This is a genomic window from Thiemannella venezuelensis, assembly GCF_014203605.1.
Classification (GTDB): domain Bacteria; phylum Actinomycetota; class Actinomycetes; order Streptosporangiales; family Streptosporangiaceae; genus Planomonospora_A; species Planomonospora_A venezuelensis.
This window is the reverse complement of the sequence record NZ_JACHJJ010000017.1, coordinates 157,008-175,534: the sequence shown is the minus strand read 5'-3', so window position 1 is coordinate 175,534 and position 18,527 is coordinate 157,008. Positions and strand designations below refer to the sequence as shown.

Here is an 18,527-nt window from a genome sequence, read left to right as displayed (position 1 = left end):
CGATGAAGCGCACACGTGCGGACCGGGCCGGGAAGCGCGCGTTCGCAGGCTGGATCGGCAAGCGCGTCCTCGGCGGGATCCTCACCGTCCTGCTCGCGTCGGTCCTGATCTACGGCGCGCTCCGGCTGGTCCCCGGGGACCCGGTCCTGGCGATGACCGGCGGCCGCCGCCTCACCCCGGACCAGATCGAGGCGCTGCGCCACCGCCACGGGCTCGACCGGGGCTTCGTGCAGGGGTACCTGGCGTGGATCGGCGACGCGCTCCGCCTGGACTTCGGAATGTCGACGAACTACCAGACCAGCGTCACCTCCCTCATCACGAACCGGCTCGGGGTGTCCGGCCCGCTGATCCTGTACTCGGCGGTCCTGGCGGTCGTGTCCGGCCTCGCGGTGGCGCTGGTGTCCGCGGTCAAGGGCGGCCTGGTCAACCGGGCGGCGGGCATGGCGGCGGCGGTCACCACCGCCACGCCGACGTTCGTGTCGGCCATCGGGCTCCTGGCGCTCTTCTCGGTCGGCCTCGGCTGGTTCCCCGCCACCGGCGCGGGAACCGGCCTGGCCGACCGGCTGTGGCACCTGACCCTGCCCGCGGTCGCCATGGCGATCGTCGCCTTCGGCGTCCTGGCCCGGGTCGGCAACGCGGCGTTCGCCGAGGAGCTGCGCCGCGAGCACGTGGAGGTGGCGCGCAGCCGCGGGGTGGGCGCCGCCGCCGTGATCCGCAGGCACGTGGTGCGCAACGCGCTCGCGCCCATGCTCACGATCGTCGGCCTGCTGTTCGCGAGCCTGTTCGTCGGCACCGCCGTCGTCGAGACCGCGTTCGGCCTGGACGGCGTCGGCTCCCTGCTGGTCAGCTCCGTGTCACGGCGGGACTTCCCCGTCGTGCAGGGCATCGCCCTCATCGCGGTCCTGCTGTTCGTGGTCGTCAACACGCTGGTGGACCTGGCGATGCCGTTCATCGATCCGCGCGTGGCGCTGGGAGGAGCCGGCCGATGACCCTGACGATTCCCGCGCTCCGGGCACGGAGCGCCAGAAGAGGACGGCGCCGGCCGCTCATCGTCCCGTTCGCGGCCGGGTTCCTGCTCCTCGTCGCCGTCGCGGGGCTGCTGGCCCCCGTGCTCGCGCCGCATTCCCCGGACGCCACGAGCCTGCTGGACTCCCTGCTGCCCCCGGGCACCGAGGGGCACTGGCTGGGCACCGACTCCACCGGCCGGGACGTGCTGTCCAGGGTCATGTACGGCGCCCGGCTCTCCCTGCTCGCGCCCCTGGGCGTGGTGCTGCTGTCGGGGGTGCTCGGGATCGCGCTCGGCCTGCTCGCCGCCCGTGCGGGAGGCTGGGCCGACGCGGTGGTCTCGCGCGGCATGGACATCGTCTTCGCCTTCCCCAGCCTGCTGCTGGCGATGCTCGTCGTGGCGGTGTCCGGGCCGGGGCTCACCGCCCCCATCTGCGCCCTGGCCGTCAGCTACACGCCCTTCGTGGGCCGCGTCGTGCGCAGCGTGGCGATCCAGGAGGGGGCGCGGCCGTACATGGAGAGCTACCGCGTCATGGGCTTCGGCGAGCTGTGGGTGACGCTCCGCCACCTGCTGCCCAACGTGATGCCGGTTCTCATCGCGCAGAGCACCCTGGCCTTCGGATACGCGCTGGTGGACCTGGCGGCCCTGTCCTACCTGGGGCTCGGCGTCCGGCCGCCGGACGCGGACTGGGGCTCGATGATCAGCCAGGCGCGCAGCGCCATCCTGCAGGGCGAGCCGTGGAGCGGGCTGCTGCCCGGTCTCGCGGTCCTGCTGACCGTCGTGAGCGTCAACGTGCTGGGCGAGCACCTCGGCGGGTCCATCGGCCGCAAGCAGAGTGAGGGAGCGTGAAGGTGCTCGCGAAGAAGACGCCGGCGCGCGAGGAGGCCCCGGACGGGGGAGCCGGGACCCGGCGGGACGCCCTCGGCATCTCCCGGCTGAGCCTCGCCGTCGGCACCGGAGAGAGTGAGATCCCCCTGCTCGCCGACGTCACCGTCAGGGTGGGGCGGGGGGAGACCGTCGGCCTGGTCGGAGAGTCCGGCTCGGGCAAGTCGCTGACCGCCCGGAGCGCCCTGGGCATGCTGCCCCGCGGTGCGCGCGCCACCGGCGGCGTCACGGTCTCCGGCGTCGACGTGCTCGCCGCCGGGTACAGGGAACTGCGCGACCTGCGGCGCACCCGGGTCTCGATGATCTTCCAGGACCCGCGGGCCTCGATCAACCCGGTACGCCGCATCGGCGACTACCTCACCGAGGGGCTGCGGGCGCGCGGCGTGCCCGCGCGCGGGGCCGCCGAGCAGGCGCTGGACCTGCTCGGCCAGGTCGGCATCCGCGATCCGAAGGGCGCGATGGGGCGCTTCCCGCACGAGTTCTCCGGAGGCATGCTCCAGCGGGTCGTGATCGCCGGAGCGCTGTCGACGGAACCGGAGCTGCTCCTGGCCGACGAGCCCACCACCGCCCTCGACGTCACCACCCAGGCCGAGGTGATCGGACTGCTGAAGGAGATGCAGCGGGCCCACGGCACCGGCATGCTCTTCGTCACGCACGACCTCGACCTCGCCGCCGCCATCTGCGACCGCGTCTACGTCATGTACGCCGGCCGCATCGTGGAGGAGTCCGCAGGCGCCTCGCTCTTCGGCGCACCCGCCCATCCGTACACCAGGGCGCTGCTGGAGGCGAGCCCGTCCGTGCACGGCGGCAGAGCGGAGATCAAGGCGATCAGGGGACGCCCGCGGGCACTCGCCGAAGCGCCGTCGGGCTGCGCGTTCCGCGACCGCTGCCCGCTCGCCGGCGACGAGTGCGCCGAGACCGTGCCCGCCCACCGCCCGCACGGGACGTCGCTCGTCGCGTGCCTCCGTCCGGAACAGGTGACGCCATGAGCACGGGTGACGCCATGAGCACGGGTGACGCCATGAGCACGGGTGACGCCGTGAAAGCACCCGTGCTGAGTGCGACGTCCCTGGTGAAGAGGTTCGGCCACGTCACCGCGGTCGACGACGTGAGCTTCGAGCTGATGCCCGGCGCCTCGCTCGGGATCGTCGGCGAGTCGGGGTCGGGCAAGACGACCACGGCCCGCATCCTCGCCGGGCTGGAGCAGCCGACCTCCGGGACCGTCACCCTCGACGGCAGGGCCGTCGAGGGGCATTCGCGCCGCGCACGCCTCCGGCAGGCGCGCCGGCTTCAGATGATCTTCCAGGACCCCTACGGCTCCTTCGACCCGCGCCAGACCATCGCCCAGTCCATCGCCGAACCCATGCGGCTGCACGCGCCGGGCTCCAGGAAGGAGCACCGGGCCCGCGTCGACGAGCTCCTGGACCAGGTCGGGCTCAGCAGCCGGGCGGGGCAGTCGCTCCCGCGCGACCTGTCGGGCGGGCAGCGGCAGCGGGCCGCGATCGCCCGCGCGCTCGGCGTCGCGCCGCGCGTCCTGGTGCTGGACGAGGCGGTGGCCGCGCTCGACGTCTCCATCCAGGCGCAGATCCTCACCCTGCTCGACGACCTGCGCAGGGACACCGGCATCTCGTACGTCTTCGTCAGCCACGACCTGGCGGTCGTCCGCTACATCACCGACACCGCCATCGTGATGCGGCACGGCCGCATCGTCGAGCGCGGCGAGACCGAGCAGATCCTGCGCAGTCCCCGGCACCCCTACACCCGGCTGCTGCTCGACTCGATCCCCTCACCGGGCTGGGACCTCGACCGGGTGGCCCGGGACCGCCGCGCGCTCGACCTGCTCTGAGCCGCTCCACCGCTTCTCTCTACAACCACGGAGACACCACGTGCTGACCATAAAGAAGACAGGCCCGGCCGCCGTGCCCCAGGACGCCGAGCAGGTCATGATCCCCATGCGGGACGGGGTCCGGCTGGCCGCCGACGTCTATCTCGCCGGCGCGGCGGATCCGGCCGGGGCGCGCCCGAACGCCGTCGTGCTGGTCCGCCTGCCGTACGACAAGAACGGCGTCTACTGCTTCATGCCCGTCGTCAGCCGCTACTTCCTGGCCAGGGGCTACCACGTCGTGGTCCAGGACGTCCGGGGCAAGTACCGGTCGGAGGGGGCGGCCGAGTTCGGCCTCCACGAGGCCGACGACGGCCGCGACACGATCCAGTGGATCACGGAGCAGCCGTGGTGCGACGGGGACGTCGTCATGTGGGGGGACTCCTACTACGGCTACACCACCATCGCCGCGGCCATCGGCGGCCACCCCGCGCTGAAGGCCATCGCGCCGCGCGTCACGGGGTCCCAGCTCTCGATGGTGCTGGAGTACGGCGACGGCACACGGGACGTCGAGCAGACGGCCCGCAAGTTCTACTTCGCCTCCCACTACGTGGACGCCGACCGCTACGAGTGGGCGCCCGACTGGGGCCGCCGCCCGCTGCGGGCGACGTTCGAGGAGTTCTTCGAGCTGCTCGGGAAGCGCTCACCCAACTTCGACGCCGAGTTCACCGGCGGGTCCCGGTTCGTCCCGCCCCCGCTGAAGGCGCTGCTGGAGAGCCCTCCCGTCCCGGCCCTGTACACGATCGGCTGGTTCGACAACTGCGCGATCTGGTCCTGGCACGACGTCCGCGCCCTGTCGCGGGAGCCGGAGTGGGCCGAGCGCCTCTACCTCCGCCTGGAGGCCATCGACCACGAGAACTACCGGCTGGGCGACGCCCCGGTCACCCCGGGCTCCGACCACGGTGCCGACCCCGCCGCCCTCGACCGGATGCTGCCCCGGTACCTGGACCCCGCGGTCGAGTTCTTCGACGCCGTCCTCGGCCGCTCCGGCGACCTGGCGGCGCTGCCCCGGGTGCGCTACGAGGTCTGCCACGGCGGGTGGGGCGAGAGCGACGTCTGGCCGCCCCGGCAGGCGTCCGACCTGGAGTACCACCTGTCCTCGGACCCCGTGCCCGTCCTGGCCACCGAGGCGGCCCCGGAGGCGGGTTCGCTGCGGTGGACCCACGACCCGTCCGACCTGGTCCCCTCGGTCGGTGCCAACCCCTTCGCGGCCCTGTTCGACCGCTCCGACCTGAGCGCCGTCGGGCGGCGCGGGGACGTGCTCCGCTTCACCGGGCCCGCCACCGGCGAGGACGCCGACCTGGTCGGCGCGGTGACCCTGCTGCTGCGGCTCAGGGCCCCCGCGGGCGCGCACGTCCACGCGCGCCTGCTGGACGTGGCGCCCGGCGGCGGCGCGTTCCTCGTCGCCAAGGGACAGATCCGGCTCGACGTGCCGCTGGACGGCGAGGACGCCGTCGTGGACCTGCAGAGCATCGCCTACCGGCTGCGTGCCGGGCACCGCCTCGCGCTCGACGTCATGAGCAGCGACTTCCCCGAGTACGTCGCCGAGTGCCCCGCCGGAGCCGATCCGTGGAGCAGCCTGCCCGGCGAGCCGGTCACCAGGGAGATCATCCTGGGCGGTTCCCGGCCCTCCTGCCTGCGCATCGGCAGGTGGCAGCCCGACCAGCTCCGCCAGGCGCGCGAGCGCCGCAGCGGCAATCCCTGACGCGGCCGCCGTCGTCCGTCCCGGGGAACTCCTCGAATCCGCACACACCCATGGAGCCGAACATGTCCGACGCCATTTCCACGGAGCCGAACGCGCCTGAGGGCCGCGCCCCGTTCGCCCCCGCGCTGACCTTCGCGTTCGAGATCCGCGCCCATCTCGCCCCCACCCTGCACGTCGGGCACGGAGACGGCGAGAGGACCGAGTTCACCCCGATCGTCGGCGGCACCGTCGAGGGCCCGCTGCTGCGCGGGACCGTCCTGCCCGGCGGCGGCGACTGGTCGAACATGCGCGGTCGCGTCTGCGAGCTGGACGCCCGCTACCTCCTCCAGGCGGAGGACGGCGCGGTCATCGACATCGTCAACCGCGGGTACTACCACGAAGGCACGCAGTGTCCCGACCAGTACGACGGTGACCTCCAGGTGTCCCGCGCCGGCGTGTACTACCGCACGTCGCCGGCCTTCCGCACCGACGCGCCGGCGCACCGGTGGCTCGCCGAGACCGTCTTCGTCGGTCTCGCCCGCGAGGCGGCGAGCGACGTCGTCGCCATCCGGATGTACGCCCTGGCCTGATTCACCCGTTCATGGCGGCGGCCAGCCTCTTCCAGTCGGCGGGGTGGGACATGGCGCGGGAGCCGACCGTCCTGCGTTTGCCGTTCTCCAGCCGGACGACCAGGCGGCCGCCCTCCAGGGTCAGCGGCTGCCGGTCGCCGACGGAGAAGTCGCGCTTGGCCGGGCCGATCATGGCGTACGTCGTGGCTCCGCCGGGATAGACGGAGAAGTACGTCCTGCGGAGTGAGACGGCGCCGGCGATCAGGAAGAACACCGAGAAGATGATGAAGACGGAGAAGCTTCCGAGGAGGAGCAGCCAGACCTGGAGAACCGCACCCACACCGCCCAGGACGATGAACAGCCAGCCGACAACGGGGTTGTACCTGACATCCATGGTCATGCCTCCCCAGCATGCCAGATGTGTTCGGGCCGCCGTCAATCCTCGGCCGCCGTCAATCCCTGGGCGCCGTCAATCCTCGGGCGGAGTCCCTCTCCCGTGCGGCGCTCCGCGGAATCCCGCTCGCAGGCCGGTGCGGACCCTCAGGGGAGCGGGCGGCGGCGCAGCCAGTCCCAGAAGCTGCGGCGCGGTCGCCGGACGACGACGCTCCCGCTCTTCACCGAGCCCGAAACGGTGACCATCAGTCTGACCGGCGTGCCGGGGTCGAGCCGCACGCGCTGCCGGACGCTGCCGCTGCGAACCGTGACGCTGCCGACGTCCACCGCCACGTCGGGCGGCACGATCAGCGACAACTGGCCGCTGCCGACCGCCACCGAGAGGTCCAAGGCCGGCTGCGTGATGAGGGCCTGGGTGAAGTCGAGGACCGCGGACCCGCTGGCGATCTCCACCTCCAGGCGGCTCGGCACCGCCCACGCCCCGTCCCGCCGGATCTGGCCGCTGGTGGCCTTCAGCCGGATGAGCTCCTTGGGCGCCGGGGCGGGCACCCGGGCCGCGCCGGCGGCGGGCGGCAGGTCTCGCAGGACGGCTTCGAGCTCGCCGTACGTGCGTGCTCCCAGCGCCACCTCGAGCCGCTGGTCGAGCTCCTCCATCGTGAGACGGCCGTCGCCCGCGGCCATTCTGAGCTGCTCCGCGACCTGATCGCGCTCTTCGTGCGAGACGCGTAGGTCGCGGCGCTCCGGCACCAGATCACCCGACATATCGCGAAGTATAGTGCTCCTGGGTAAAAATCAAGATCTTGAAAGCCGGGAGCGGGCCGGGATCCACGGCCGGTCTCGGAGACGGCCAGGTGGGGGCGGCGCCCCGGGGAAGCCTCACCGCCGGTCGTCGGATACGGGGCGACCAGCCACGAGCATGGCGCCTCCGGGTCCGGGGGTGTCGGGACCGTCTCCGTCGGTCCCGTCCGGGTGGGGAGTGCGAGGACGCCGTGCCGTCCGTATGCGCGCCCCGGCCGGTGGGAGCGTTCAGAGGCGGTCGATGAGCTGGCTCATCTGATCGACCTCGGCCTGCTGGGCGAGTTCGATGGTCTTGGCGAGCTGTCTGGCCTCGGGGCTGGCGCCCCGGGCCTGCTCGGTCCTGGCCATCTCGATCGCGCCCTGGTGGTGGGCGGTCATCAGCTCGGTGAACATGCGGTCGAAGGCCGCGCCCCTGGCCTGCTCCAGCGCGGCCATGTCGTCCTCGGACGTCATGCCCGCCACGCCGTGGCCGCCGTGCCCCTCACCGGGCTCGACGGGCCTGCCCCACGCCGCCAGCCAGCCGGTCATGGTGGCGATCTCCGGGTCCTGGGCGGCCTTGATCTTCGCCGCCAGCGCCTTGACCTCCGCGTCGGCCGCCCGGGTGCCGGCCAGCTCGGCCATCTCCACGGCCTGCCGGTGGTGCGGGATCATCATCTGGGCGAAGGCGACGTCGGTGTCGTTGAACGAGGCCGACGGCTGCACGCTCGCGGTGGGACCGCCGTCGGCCGCCGGCCGATCACCGCCGCCGCAGGCGGCGAGCAGCGTCAGGGCGCCGGCCCCCGCCGCGGCGGTCAGCGCGATCCTGCGCACGGTGGATCGATCGGTGAACATCGTGGTCTCTCTCCGGTTCGTCCGTGTCCCCGCCCGCGGTCCAGCCGCCCCGGCGCGTGCGCCGCCGCCCCCGGCGCCCCGGGGCCGATCACGCCTGCCGGCCCCGTTACCGGCCCCATCGTACGGTCCTCCCGCGGTCCGGCCGGTGAACCCGGGACGCGGAGCGTCCCGGTGTCGTCTCAGGAGCGGACGAGGCGGGCGATGGCGTCGGCGGCCTCCCTGACCTTGGCCTCGGCGCCGCCCTTGGCGGTGGCGTCGGCCACGCAGTGCGCCATGTGCTCCTCCAGCAGGGCCAGGGCGAAGGACTGCAGGGCCCGGTTGGCCGCCGAGACCTGGGTGAGGATGTCGATGCAGTACTTGTCCTCGTCGACCATCCGCTGCAGGCCGCGCACCTGGCCCTCGATGCGGCGCAGCCGCCGCAGGTGGTCCTGCCTGTTGTGGGTGTATCCCGCCATGTCTCTCCCCCTCGGCTCGGCCTCTCCCATCATAACACGGTACCCCCCTATGGTATCTCGAACGTGGACGGGCACTCGCAGGATCGACGCGGTCATGGAGGACGTTCGTTAGTCATACCAGGTAATATTCATATAATTGACTATGGATGGGTGGAGGCGGCCGATGGGGTTCCTGAGATACGTGGCGGTCGGGGACAGTCAGACCGAGGGCCTGAACGACGGTGACGACCGGGCGGGTTACCGGGGCTGGGCGGACCGGCTGGCCGAGTCGCTGGCCGTGCGGAATCCCGGTCTCCTCTACGCCAACCTCGCCGTGCGCGGCCAGCGCGCCGGGCAGATCCGGGCCGGTCAGCTGCCGGCGGCGCTCGCCCTGGAGCCGGATCTGGTGACGGTCATGGCCGGGATGAACGACCTCGTCCGGCCCGGGTTCGACGTCGAGGCGGTGACGGCGGACCTGGAGGCGATGTTCGAGGCGTTCACCGCTTCCGGCGCCAGGGTGGTCGCCTTCACCTTCCCCGACATCGCGCGGATCGCGCCGCTCGTCCGGCACCTGCGGCCGCGCCTGCTGGACTTCAACGAGCGGATCAGGGGCGCGGCGGCCCGGCACGGCGTCCTGGTCGTGGACGCTTTCGCCTACGAGGTCACCGCGGACGCCCGGTTGTGGAGCACCGACCGCATCCACGCCACGCCGCTGGGCCACGCCCGGATCGCGGCGGCCGTCGCCCATGCTCTGGAACTGCCCGGCAGCGACGCCTCCTGGAGCGACGCGCTGCCGCCGCTGCCGCCGCCACCGCCGTGGCGGCGTGCGTGGACGGAGCTGTCCTGGGCCGGGACGTTCCTGACACCGTGGCTGGTGCGGCGGCTGCGGGGACGCTCGTCGGGCGACGGCCGCGTGGCCAAACGGCCGGCGCTCCTGCCGGTGCGCGAGGCCTGAGCCCGCCCCGGTCCTCGGACGGGCGGGCCCCCGCCGGGCCGTGCGCGGCGGGACGGGATCCGGGCGTACCGAAATGGCCGCTATGACTATTGGAAAATGCGCTTGTTGCGCTGTGTTGTTATTGGCCGCTAATAGTTACCGTTGACTCTGTTCGGGTGGGTGGCATTATTCAGGGAGTATTGCGCGCTCGATGCGAAGGAGGCACACCGTGCCTGTGGCAGAGCACAACGACGTCCCGGCTTTCGAGGCTCCGTACGAGGACGACTACGCGATGCCCGAGAGCTGCAAGATCGCTCTGATCGTCGCCCCGTCGTAGGTCCGGCGGCAGCCGGAGGGCGTTTCCGCCGCCGATCCCTTCCGGGACCCTCTTCACCGGTCGGGGCAGGACGGTGCTGACTCCGGGCGGAGGCCGTCGGCGCTCTCCACCCGGTTCCGCCGTTCGCCCCGTCGGGGAGCACCCGGTCCGGACGGTGGCCGGGTGAAGAGGAGGGCCTCGGAAAAGGTGCGCCTACGCGTTTCCCGGTACGTCTTCTTCCAGTGGCGGGACGGCCAGCTCATCTGCGACATCCCGCTGCACGGCCGCCAGGTGGCGCTGCGGGAGCCGGCGTGGGAGCTCCTCCAGCGGCTCCGCGACTGGGTCGACCCCGGCACCCTCGACGATCCGCGGCGGACCCTGGCCGAGCAGCTCCTCGGCAGGCGCATCCTGGTCGTGGAAGGCTCCGCCGAGCACCGCGTGGAGGAGGAGCGGAACGTGTGGCGCCGCTGGGGCGCGGCCGCCACCCACTACCACCTCGCGGCCCGGACCGACGAGACGACGAGGTACCTGTCGGCCGCGGAGGACACGCTCCGGCTCCGCGACCACGCGGCGGTCCGCCCCCCGCCCTGCAGACCGGCCACCGGCACGCTCCTCCCGCTGCCCGAGCCGCCCCCGCCGGTGATGGACCTGGCCGAGGCGCTGCGGCGGCGCCGTACCGGACGCCGCCTGGATCCGGGACGGCCGGTTCCCCTCGCCGCGCTCGCCGCCCTGCTGCACTGGACCGCCCGCCCGCTCCACCGGGTCGGGCTGGGGGACTTCGGCACGGCCGTCCTGAAGGCCGTGCCCTCCGCCGGCTCGTGCCATCCGATCGAGGTCTATCCCCTGGTCGTGAACGTGGCCGGGATCGAGCCGGGAATCTACCGCTACGCGCCCGGGGAGCACGCCCTCGAAGCGCTCCCCGCGGCGCCGCCCGCCGGAGACGAGCTGCTGCGCTGGTGCGGGGACCAGACCTTCGTCGCGAACGCCGGAGTACTGCTGCTGTACACGGCGGTCCTGGAGCGCACGGCCTGGAAGTACCCGACGGGACGCAGCTACGGCAGCCTCCACCTCGACCTCGGGCACGTCAGCCAGAACGCCTACCTCGTCGGTACGGCCCTGGGCCTCGGCGTGTTCTTCACGGCCGCCACCCGGGACGCCCTCGTCGAGGAGGCGCTGGGCGTCTCCTGGACCGAGGAGGTCTTCCTCGGTCTCACCGGGGTGGGGGTCCTGACGGACGAGGAGGCACGGCGGCAGCGCGCGATGGCCGACGGCGGTCCGGCGGCCTTCTCCTCGCCCGCGGACGCCTGGGACGGGCTCGGGTGAGCCCGGTGATCTCGGCCCATGTGGACGTCGCCCGCCTCGACGCCAACATCCGGCGGCTGCACGACGCGGCCGCCGCCGCGGGCGTGGCGGTGCGCGCCCACGTCAAGGGGCACCGCACTCCGCGCATCGCCGGACGCCAGGTCCGGGCGGGCGCCGGCGGCATCGCCGTCACCAGGGTGGGCGAGGCCCGGCACTACGCCGGGGCCGGGTTCGAGGACATCGTGGTGGCCTGGCCCTGGCGGGACCGGGAGCGGCTGACGGCGCTGGCCCGCGTGGCAGGCTCCTGCAGGCTCTCCCTGCACGTCGACGACGTGGACACCGTGGCGGAGCTCGGCCGCGCCGCCCGCGCGCACGGCGCCGTCATCGGCGTCCGCGCCGTCGTGGAACCGGGCGTCGACACCGCGGGCATCGCCCGGCGGGCGGCCTGCACCGCGGGGCTGCGGCTCGGCGGAGTCAGCGGGTACGCGGACCTCACCGGTCCCGAGGAGGCCCGGGACCGCGACCGGATCGGCCGTACGGCGGCGGCCCGCACCGTCTCGGCGGCCGAGGCGCTCAGGGCCGAGGGCCTGGAGTGCCCGGTCGTGGCCGTCGGCGGGACACCGGCCGCCCGCGCGGTCATGACGGTCGCGGGCGTCACCGAGATCGGCGCGGGAGCCTACGCGCTGTGCGACGCCGGCCTGGCCCGCCTGGGCGTCTGCCGCTTCGAGGACGTCGCCGTCGGGATCGACGTCCCCGCCGCCGCGGCGGCGGAGCTGACCGAGGGGCTGCACCAGCCCTGGAGCCCGGAGACCGCGACGTTCCCCGACGGGCGGGCGTTCCCCGGTGAGGCGCCCTCGGCCGCCTCACCGCACCCGGGCGGCCTGCTGCGGCTGCTCCCGGCCCACGTGTGCCCGCTCGTGCTGCGCCTTGAGGAACTGCACACCTCCGACGGGGAACGCTGGCCGACCGTACGCGGGGAAGCATGAAGCAGAGACTCCGGGTCCTGGGCGAGCGCAACTTCCGCTGGTTCCTGCTGGGGCAGTCCGCCTCCCAGCTCGGCGACATGATGGCCCCGGTGGCGCTCGCGTTCGCCGTGCTCGGCCTGACGGGCTCGGCCGCGGACCTCGGCCTGGTCCTGATCGCGCGCACGGTCCCGCTGATCGCGTTCATGCTCCTCGGCGGGGTGCTCGCCGACCGGCTGCCCCGCACCGCCGTCATGATCGGCGCGGACCTCGCGCGTCTCGCCTGCCAGGGCGTCATGGCGGCGCTCCTGCTCACCGGCCATGCCCAGGTGTGGATGCTCGCGGCCCTGCAGTTCGTCCACGGCGGCGCCTCCGCGCTGTTCACCCCCGCGGTCAGCGGGCTGATACGGGAGACGGTCGGCACCGAGAGCCTGCAGGACGCCAACGCGCTGCGCGGGTTCGCGCAGTCGGCGGCCTACGTCGCGGGACCGGCCCTGGCCGGCCTGCTCGTCGCCACCGCCGGAGCGGGCTGGGCCATCGCGGTGGACGCCGCGACCTTCGCCGCCAGCGCGGCCTTCCTCGGCCTGCTCCGGCTCCCGGCCAAGCCGCTGCCCGCCACCCGGATGCTGCGCGACCTGGCCGAGGGGTGGCGGGAGTTCCGGGCGCGCCGCTGGGTCTGGAGCTTCATCGGGGCGGCCTCCCTGGTCAACATGTGGCAGGCCGCGCTGCACGTGCTCGGCCCCGTGGCCGCCACCGCGGCCCTCGGCGGCGCGGGCGCCTGGGGGCTGATCCTCGCCTGCTTCGGGGCGGGGTCCATCGCCGGCGGCGCGCTCGCCCTGGCCGTCAAGCCGGTCCATCCGCTGCGCACCGCCGTCTGCTGGGACCTGGTCTTCCCGCTCCAGCTCCTCCTGCTCGCGCTGGGCGCACCGGCGGCCGGGGTCGCCGCGGTCGCCTTCCTGGGCGGCGTCTCCCTGATGGTCTCCAACACCCTGTGGGAGACCACGCTCCAGCGGCACATCCCGGAGGACCGGCTCTCCAGGGTCAGCTCCTACGAGTGGCTCGGCTCCTACGCGGGCTACCCGCTGGGGCTGCTCCTCGTCCCCGCGCTGCACACGGGACTCGGCCTGCACAACGCGCTGTGGGTCGCCTTCCTCTGCCAGCTGCTGCCCTCCCTCGCCCTGCTGCTCGTGCGCGACGTGCGCGACATCGGAGCGGTCCCGGCAGAGCCGGAGCCGCGGCGGACCGGCACCTGAGGCGGGCGCCGCGAGGTCACGCCTTGTCCTGGTCGGAGTCGGCGGAGAAGACGATGGCGCCCACGTAGCCCTCGCCCTCCTCGGAGACCTTCATCAGCATGCTCGGCTCGTAGATGGTGTCGCCGTCGTTGAAGGTGTCCCGCCCGGTGCGCCGGGCGTACGGCTGGGCCTCGAACACCTTGCCGTTGAGGGCCTCGTCGAACATGACCTGCGTGGTCAGCACCCGGGCCTCACCGACGTGCACCATGGCGTGGATGTGCACCGTCCGGCCCCGGTACCAGCCCGGCCAGACCGTGACGAACTGCACGATCCCATCGGTGCCGGTGACCTGCGCACCGCGCAGGTAGCGCTTGTCGTCGACCGGGGTGAGATCGCCCATGTCGCCCCCGCCCTCGCCGGGGCCGCCGGGAGGGGGAGTGCCCCGGCCGGGGCCGCCGGACGGGCCGCCGGAGGGAGGGGTGCCCTGGCCGGGACCTCCCTCTCCCGGGCCGCCCTGCCCGGACGACAGCGCCTCGGCGCCGGAGTAGACGCCCCCGGCGTCGCAGTGCCAGATCTCGACCACCGCGTCGGACAGGGGTCTGCAGGTCTCGCTGTCCTGCACCTTGATCGCGACCCGGAGGGGGACGCCCTCCCGGTCCTCGCGGATGTCACTGCGGATCTTGTCCGCGTCGAAGTAGTACGGCCCCTGCGTCGTCGACTCGGTCAGCACGCACGTGTTGGCGCCGGCGAACAGGTCCGCCAGCCCGGAGGCGGCGCCGGTCGTCGGGGTGATCGAGGCGGTCGACCCCGTGGAGGTGGTGACCGTCGACGGCGTCCCGGCCTCCCCGCCGCAGGCCGCGAGGATCGCCCCCAGCCCGATCGTGCCGATCCCGGCCAGCGCCGTGCGGCGGCTGACCCGCTGCCCCTCGTGGTCGTGTCCCATGCCGTCCCCTTCGGATTCCGTTGCTCTGCCGGAAAGCTACGAGGGGAGCGTGAGAATCATCTTAAGACGGCCCGTCGCCCCCCCGCGGTCCGCTCCGACCGGCAACATTCCGGCAACCGCTCTGAGAAACCTTGGGGTGACCCGTGGTGATCCCAGCAGATCCGGGGAGACCCACGGCGATCCACGGAGATCCAAGCGGACAGGAGACCGATCATGGCGATCGACCAGGACAGACTCATGGAATTCCTGAACAAGTTCGTCGGCGACGTGGGCGCCGCGATGGCCGCGGGCAACGTGCTCGTGGGCGACCGGCTGGGGCTCTACCGGGCGCTGGCGGGCAAGCCCATGCCGCCGGAGACGCTCGCCGAGCAGACCGGCACCCACCCGAGGTACGTGGAGGAGTGGCTGCGCGGCCAGGCCGCCGGCGGCTACGTGGAGTACGACGCCGCGAGCGGGACCTACTGGCTCACCGAGGAGCAGGCGTTCGCGCTGACCGATCCCGACGGCGCGGTGTTCGCCCCGGGCGCCTTCCAGCTCGTCGTCGGCGCGCTGCACGGCCTGGACCGGATCACCGAGGCGTTCCGCACCGGCGGCGGGGTCGGCTGGCACGAGCACCACCCCGAGGTGTTCACCGGCTGCGAGCGGTTCTTCCGCCCGGGGTACGCCGCCAACCTGGTGGGGAACTGGATCCCCGCGCTGGACGGCGTCCAGGACAAGCTCCGCTCCGGGGCCCGCGTGGCCGACGTCGGATGCGGGCACGGCGCGTCCACGGTGCTGATGGCGCAGGCCTACCCGAACTCCACGTTCGTCGGCTCCGACTACCACGCCGACTCGGTCAGGCAGGCGGAGACCCGGGTGGCCGACGCGGGCCTGGGCGACCGGGTCAGGTTCGAGACCGCCTCCGCGCAGACGTTCGGCGGCGGGCCGTACGACCTGGTCACCTCCTTCGACTGCCTGCACGACATGGGCGACCCGATCAGCGCGGCCCGGCGCGTCCGGGAGTCGCTGGCCCCCGACGGCACCTGGATGGTGGTCGAGCCCGCCGCCGGCGACAGCCCCGCCGCCAACCTCAACCCGGTCGGGCGGGCCTACTACTCGTTCTCGACGTTCCTGTGCGTGCCCAACGCGCTGTCGCAGGCCGGCGGGTACTCTCTCGGCGCGCAGGCAGGCGAGGCCCCGATCCGGCGGCTCGCCACCGAGGCCGGGTTCACCCGCTTCCGGAAGGTGGCGGAGAACCCGTTCAACATGGTCTACGAAGTGCGTCCCTGAAAGGCCCCTGTCCTCCCGAGGCGGCCGGAGCCGTCCCGGGGGGACGGCCGCGTGCGCGGGTGCGGCGCACGCGGCCTCCCCTCACCGGTCGTCGGCGAACCAGCCGCCGTGGAAGCCGGCCGGGACCCGGCGCGGCAGCCGTACCGCCGCCACCTGCTCCAGGGAACCGGCCTCCAGCACCCGCAGCTCCGAGCCGTCCCCGGCGCCGACGATCGACATGAGCCAGCCGTCGTCCTCGCTCCGCGCGCCCTCCGCGGGCACGAACACGGCCTCCCCGGCCGGGCCGCCGGCCGCCCGGACCAGGCTCGCGCCCGTGACCGTGTCGTACTTGACGACCGCGTCGCCGGTCACCGCGTAGAGGTAGCGGTTGGCCAGGCCGGTGCGCTCCCCGTTGAGGCTGGGGAACTCGATCCCGAGGTCGTCGAGCTGCTCCTGCTTCGCGGTCGCGCCGAGGGTCCACCGGTGCAGGGTCGCCCCGCCGATCGCCGCGGCGGAGGCCGCGGCGACGGCCGGGTCCGCCGCGCCGCCGATGGCCTCCCACGCCTGCGCGAAGGAACCGGGGGAGTAGCGGACCGCGTCCAGCACGACCTGGCCCTCCGCGTCCTCGTGGGCGTTGCCGACGTGGAAGACGTAGCACGGGTCGATCTCGTGCCAGCGCACCCGCTCGCCGTCCCCGCCGTCCCTGCGCATGACGCCGAGCCGCGCGCCGTAGGCGTCGTCCCACCGGTACGGGATGCCGCGCAGGGCCCCCTCCAGGTCGAAGACCACCGGCAGGTCCAGCCAGACGACGTGGTTCTCGGTGATCGCGAAGTCGTGCATCATGGTCGGCCCGGGGACCTCGATCTCCCGGCTCTCGACCAGCTCGCCGGCGGCGGACAGCCGGTGGTAGGTGAGGTACGGCGGGGCGAAGCCGTACCCGAAGAAGAGCAGCTCCCCGGTCACCGGGTCCTGCTTCGGATGCGCGGTCATGGCGGTCGCCAGCCTCCCGCCGAAGTCGCAGGGGCCGACGGTCTCCAGGCCGGGGCCGACCTCGTACGGCAGGCCGTTCTCGACCAGGGCGAGGATGCGGCCGCCGTGCCGGACGACGCTGGTGTTGGCGCTGACGGCGGCCAGGTCGACGCCGGCGTCGCCGATGAACGGGGCGCCGTCGGTGAACAGGGTGGTCCTCGTCCACCGGTTCCGGTACCACTCGGCGCGGCCGTCGCGCAGCCGGATCCCGTGGAGCATGCCGTGCCCGAGGAACCAGTGGCCGGGGTCCTGGCCGGGCAGCGGGTTGGGGCCGTTGCGGAAGTAGCGCCCGGACAGCTCCGCGGGGAGCTCGCCGGTGACCGGCAGGCCGACGGCGCTGATCTCGTCGGCGACCGGTGCGTAGTGCCCTTGCAGGTAAGCGGGGGTCATTGGCCCTCCCGGACATTCCACTGGGTGACACCTCGAACCTAGAGCGCCGGAGGGATCCGCGCGAGGCCGGACCCGGCCCGGCCGCCGATGACCGCGCCCGCGGAAAGTCGGGGCAATCCGGTGGCGCTCCGGCGACGAACAACACGTCGAGGAACCCCGGCCGGATCCTTCCTCTCCCATCCCGAGGCCGGTCACGCCCGTGGCCGGCGGCCGAAAGGACCCCTGACATGGAGCTCCGGACCACCCGGCGCGCCCTGGTCGGCCTGGGTGTGGCGGGAGCGCTGGTCGCTTCCTCGTTCACCCTGCTGAAAGCCGGCACCGGCACGGCGTCCTCGCACCGCGAGGCCCCGATGACCGCGGGAGACCCCCGCAACGACAACACCGACGTCTACGCCTTCGTCAGCCCCGACAAGCCCGACACCGTGACGCTGCTGGCGAACTTCATCCCCTTCGAGGAACCGAACGGCGGGCCGAACTTCTACCAGTTCGACAGCAACTCCCGGTACAACATCAAGATCGACAGCGACGGCGACGCGAAACCCGACATCACCTACCAGTGGAGGTTCCGCGACCAGGACCGGCGGGGGAACACCACCTTCCTGTACAACAACGGCCCCGTCACCTCGCTGAACGACGAGAACCTGCTGTTCAGGCAGCGCTACACGCTCACGAGGACCACCTCCAGGGGCACGGAGACGCTCGTCTCCAACGGGACCGTGGCCCCGAGCAACGTCGGCCCCGCCTCGATGCCCGACTACGCCACCCTGCGGGCCCAGGCCGTCGTCGGGCTCAAGGGCGGCGGCAGGACCTTCGCCGGCCAGTCGGACGAGGCGTTCTTCCTCGACCTGCGGGTCTTCGACCTGCTCTACGGCGGCGACCTGTCCGAGGTCGGCCAGGACACCCTCAAGGGCTACAACGTCCACACCCTCGGCCTCCAGCTGCCCAAGGACGAGCTCGCCCTCAAGGGCGACGCGAAGCGCAACCCGGTCATCGGCGTCTGGTCCACCGTGGACAAGTGGAGCCCGAAGGGCTTCGTCCAGGTCTCCCGCCTGGGGCAGCCGCTGGTCAACGAGCTCGTGGTCCCGGCCGGGCTGAAGGACGCCTTCAACGCGATCGGCCCCGACAAGGACGCCGGCATCCCCGCCGTCGTCAAGCGGGTCACCGACCCCGAGGTGGCCAGGCTCCTGGAGTCCGTCTACGGCATCAAGGCGCCCGCGACCCCGCGCGACGACCTGGTCGAGATCTTCCTGACCGGCATCGCCAAGGCCAACGGCCCGATCAAGGCGGACCTCAACTCGCAGACCCTCAACAAGGACGCGGGCAGGCTGCGCCCCTCCGAGATGCTGCGGCTGAACATGTCCGTCCCGCTCAGCAAGGACCCCAGCCGCCTCGGCGTGATCGGCGGCGACCCGCAGGGCTACCCGAACGGCCGCCGCCTCGGCGACGACGTGGTCGACATCTCCCTGCAGGCGGTGGCGGGCGCCGCGCTGACCGGCAGGCTCGTCGACGCGCTGGCCGCCGGGGACAAGGTGGACGCCAACGACAAGCCGTCCGGGGCGACGTTCCCGTACATCCCGCTGCCCGGCACCACCTCGGTCAACCAGAACTGATCCGCCTCCGGGGGCGGGCCCGCCCGGTCCCGCCCCCGGAGCCGGTGGAGATCACTGCGATGACTTCCACGAGGACTTC

General features: G+C 73.1%; 18 protein-coding genes. 12 read left to right on the top strand and 6 right to left on the bottom strand.

Annotated features, from left to right (window positions below; all coding sequences use genetic code 11):
* Nucleotides 1-2 precede the first annotated feature (2 nt).
* The 6 genes from FHS22_RS23935 to FHS22_RS23910 all read left to right on the top strand — a co-directional run bounded on the left by FHS22_RS23935 (nucleotide 3) and on the right by FHS22_RS23910 (nucleotide 6,047).
* Complete coding sequence (locus tag FHS22_RS23935) at nucleotides 3-989, top strand: ABC transporter permease (protein ID WP_184945036.1); 987 nt, start codon at nucleotides 3-5, stop codon at nucleotides 987-989.
* Entirely contained in the window at nucleotides 986-1,855 is an 870-nt protein-coding gene (locus tag FHS22_RS23930; RefSeq protein WP_184945034.1) for an ABC transporter permease, read from the top strand. The genes FHS22_RS23935 and FHS22_RS23930 overlap by 4 nt, the downstream gene beginning before the upstream one ends.
* Nucleotides 1,852-2,880 carry an ABC transporter ATP-binding protein gene (locus FHS22_RS23925; RefSeq protein WP_338047904.1) on the top strand — a complete coding sequence of 343 codons (1,029 nt, stop codon included), beginning with the start codon at nucleotides 1,852-1,854 and terminating at the stop codon, nucleotides 2,878-2,880. The genes FHS22_RS23930 and FHS22_RS23925 overlap by 4 nt, the downstream gene beginning before the upstream one ends.
* The gene (locus tag FHS22_RS23920) at nucleotides 2,877-3,737 is read left to right on the top strand and encodes an ABC transporter ATP-binding protein (protein WP_260408210.1); all 861 of its coding nucleotides are present in this window, start codon (nucleotides 2,877-2,879) and stop codon (nucleotides 3,735-3,737) included. Before FHS22_RS23925 ends, FHS22_RS23920 begins: the two co-directional genes overlap by 4 nt.
* Before the next feature lie 40 nt (nucleotides 3,738-3,777).
* Nucleotides 3,778-5,478, top strand: coding sequence for a CocE/NonD family hydrolase (locus tag FHS22_RS23915; protein WP_184945033.1), 1,701 nt, complete (start codon nucleotides 3,778-3,780; stop codon nucleotides 5,476-5,478).
* Nucleotides 5,479-5,540: 62 nt separating this feature from the next.
* The gene (locus FHS22_RS23910) at nucleotides 5,541-6,047 is read left to right on the top strand and encodes a DUF3237 domain-containing protein (protein ID WP_184945031.1); all 507 of its coding nucleotides are present in this window, start codon (nucleotides 5,541-5,543) and stop codon (nucleotides 6,045-6,047) included.
* Nucleotide 6,048: 1 nt separating this feature from the next.
* Here the strand turns inward: FHS22_RS23910 and FHS22_RS23905 are convergent, their stop codons facing one another.
* The 4 genes from FHS22_RS23905 to FHS22_RS23890 all read right to left on the bottom strand — a co-directional run bounded on the left by FHS22_RS23905 (nucleotide 6,049) and on the right by FHS22_RS23890 (nucleotide 8,503).
* The gene (locus tag FHS22_RS23905; RefSeq protein ID WP_184945029.1) at nucleotides 6,049-6,426 is read right to left on the bottom strand and encodes a hypothetical protein; all 378 of its coding nucleotides are present in this window, start codon (nucleotides 6,424-6,426) and stop codon (nucleotides 6,049-6,051) included.
* 140 nt (nucleotides 6,427-6,566) lie between these two features.
* Nucleotides 6,567-7,181, bottom strand: coding sequence for a DUF1707 SHOCT-like domain-containing protein (locus FHS22_RS23900; RefSeq protein ID WP_184945028.1), 615 nt, complete (start codon nucleotides 7,179-7,181; stop codon nucleotides 6,567-6,569).
* A 264-nt stretch (nucleotides 7,182-7,445) separates the two neighbouring features.
* Nucleotides 7,446-8,048, bottom strand: a complete 603-nt coding sequence (locus FHS22_RS23895; protein WP_184945026.1) for a DUF305 domain-containing protein — start codon at nucleotides 8,046-8,048, stop codon at nucleotides 7,446-7,448.
* A 179-nt stretch (nucleotides 8,049-8,227) separates the two neighbouring features.
* Nucleotides 8,228-8,503: a metal-sensitive transcriptional regulator gene (locus tag FHS22_RS23890; protein ID WP_184945024.1), complete on the bottom strand. Its 276-nt coding sequence runs from the start codon at nucleotides 8,501-8,503 to the stop codon at nucleotides 8,228-8,230.
* Between the two features lie 163 nt (nucleotides 8,504-8,666).
* Between FHS22_RS23890 and FHS22_RS23885 the strand changes: the two genes are divergently transcribed.
* The 4 genes from FHS22_RS23885 to FHS22_RS23870 all read left to right on the top strand — a co-directional run bounded on the left by FHS22_RS23885 (nucleotide 8,667) and on the right by FHS22_RS23870 (nucleotide 13,249).
* Nucleotides 8,667-9,437, top strand: coding sequence for an SGNH/GDSL hydrolase family protein (locus FHS22_RS23885; protein ID WP_184945022.1), 771 nt, complete (start codon nucleotides 8,667-8,669; stop codon nucleotides 9,435-9,437).
* Nucleotides 9,438-9,939: 502 nt separating this feature from the next.
* Complete coding sequence (locus tag FHS22_RS39335) at nucleotides 9,940-11,055, top strand: SagB family peptide dehydrogenase (RefSeq protein ID WP_184945021.1); 1,116 nt, start codon at nucleotides 9,940-9,942, stop codon at nucleotides 11,053-11,055.
* 5 nt (nucleotides 11,056-11,060) lie between these two features.
* The gene (locus FHS22_RS23875) at nucleotides 11,061-12,020 is read left to right on the top strand and encodes an alanine racemase (protein ID WP_184945019.1); all 960 of its coding nucleotides are present in this window, start codon (nucleotides 11,061-11,063) and stop codon (nucleotides 12,018-12,020) included.
* Complete coding sequence (locus FHS22_RS23870) at nucleotides 12,017-13,249, top strand: MFS transporter (RefSeq protein WP_184945017.1); 1,233 nt, start codon at nucleotides 12,017-12,019, stop codon at nucleotides 13,247-13,249. The genes FHS22_RS23875 and FHS22_RS23870 overlap by 4 nt, the downstream gene beginning before the upstream one ends.
* A gap of 16 nt (nucleotides 13,250-13,265) precedes the next feature.
* Here FHS22_RS23870 and FHS22_RS23865 read toward each other — a convergent pair whose 3' ends face one another.
* The gene (locus FHS22_RS23865; RefSeq protein WP_184945015.1) at nucleotides 13,266-14,171 is read right to left on the bottom strand and encodes a peptidase associated/transthyretin-like domain-containing protein; all 906 of its coding nucleotides are present in this window, start codon (nucleotides 14,169-14,171) and stop codon (nucleotides 13,266-13,268) included.
* 213 nt (nucleotides 14,172-14,384) lie between these two features.
* On the opposite strand from FHS22_RS23865, the gene FHS22_RS23860 reads away from it, so the two are divergent.
* A complete protein-coding gene (locus FHS22_RS23860) occupies nucleotides 14,385-15,440 on the top strand; it encodes a class I SAM-dependent methyltransferase (protein ID WP_221474008.1) in 1,056 nt (351 codons plus the stop codon).
* Between the two features lie 81 nt (nucleotides 15,441-15,521).
* Here FHS22_RS23860 and FHS22_RS23855 read toward each other — a convergent pair whose 3' ends face one another.
* Complete coding sequence (locus FHS22_RS23855) at nucleotides 15,522-16,838, bottom strand: carotenoid oxygenase family protein (protein WP_184945013.1); 1,317 nt, start codon at nucleotides 16,836-16,838, stop codon at nucleotides 15,522-15,524.
* A 227-nt stretch (nucleotides 16,839-17,065) separates the two neighbouring features.
* On the opposite strand from FHS22_RS23855, the gene FHS22_RS23850 reads away from it, so the two are divergent.
* On the top strand, nucleotides 17,066-18,448 hold the full coding sequence (locus FHS22_RS23850; protein WP_184945011.1) for a DUF4331 domain-containing protein: 1,383 nt from the start codon (nucleotides 17,066-17,068) through the stop codon (nucleotides 18,446-18,448).
* Nucleotides 18,449-18,527: the final 79 nt, after the last annotated feature.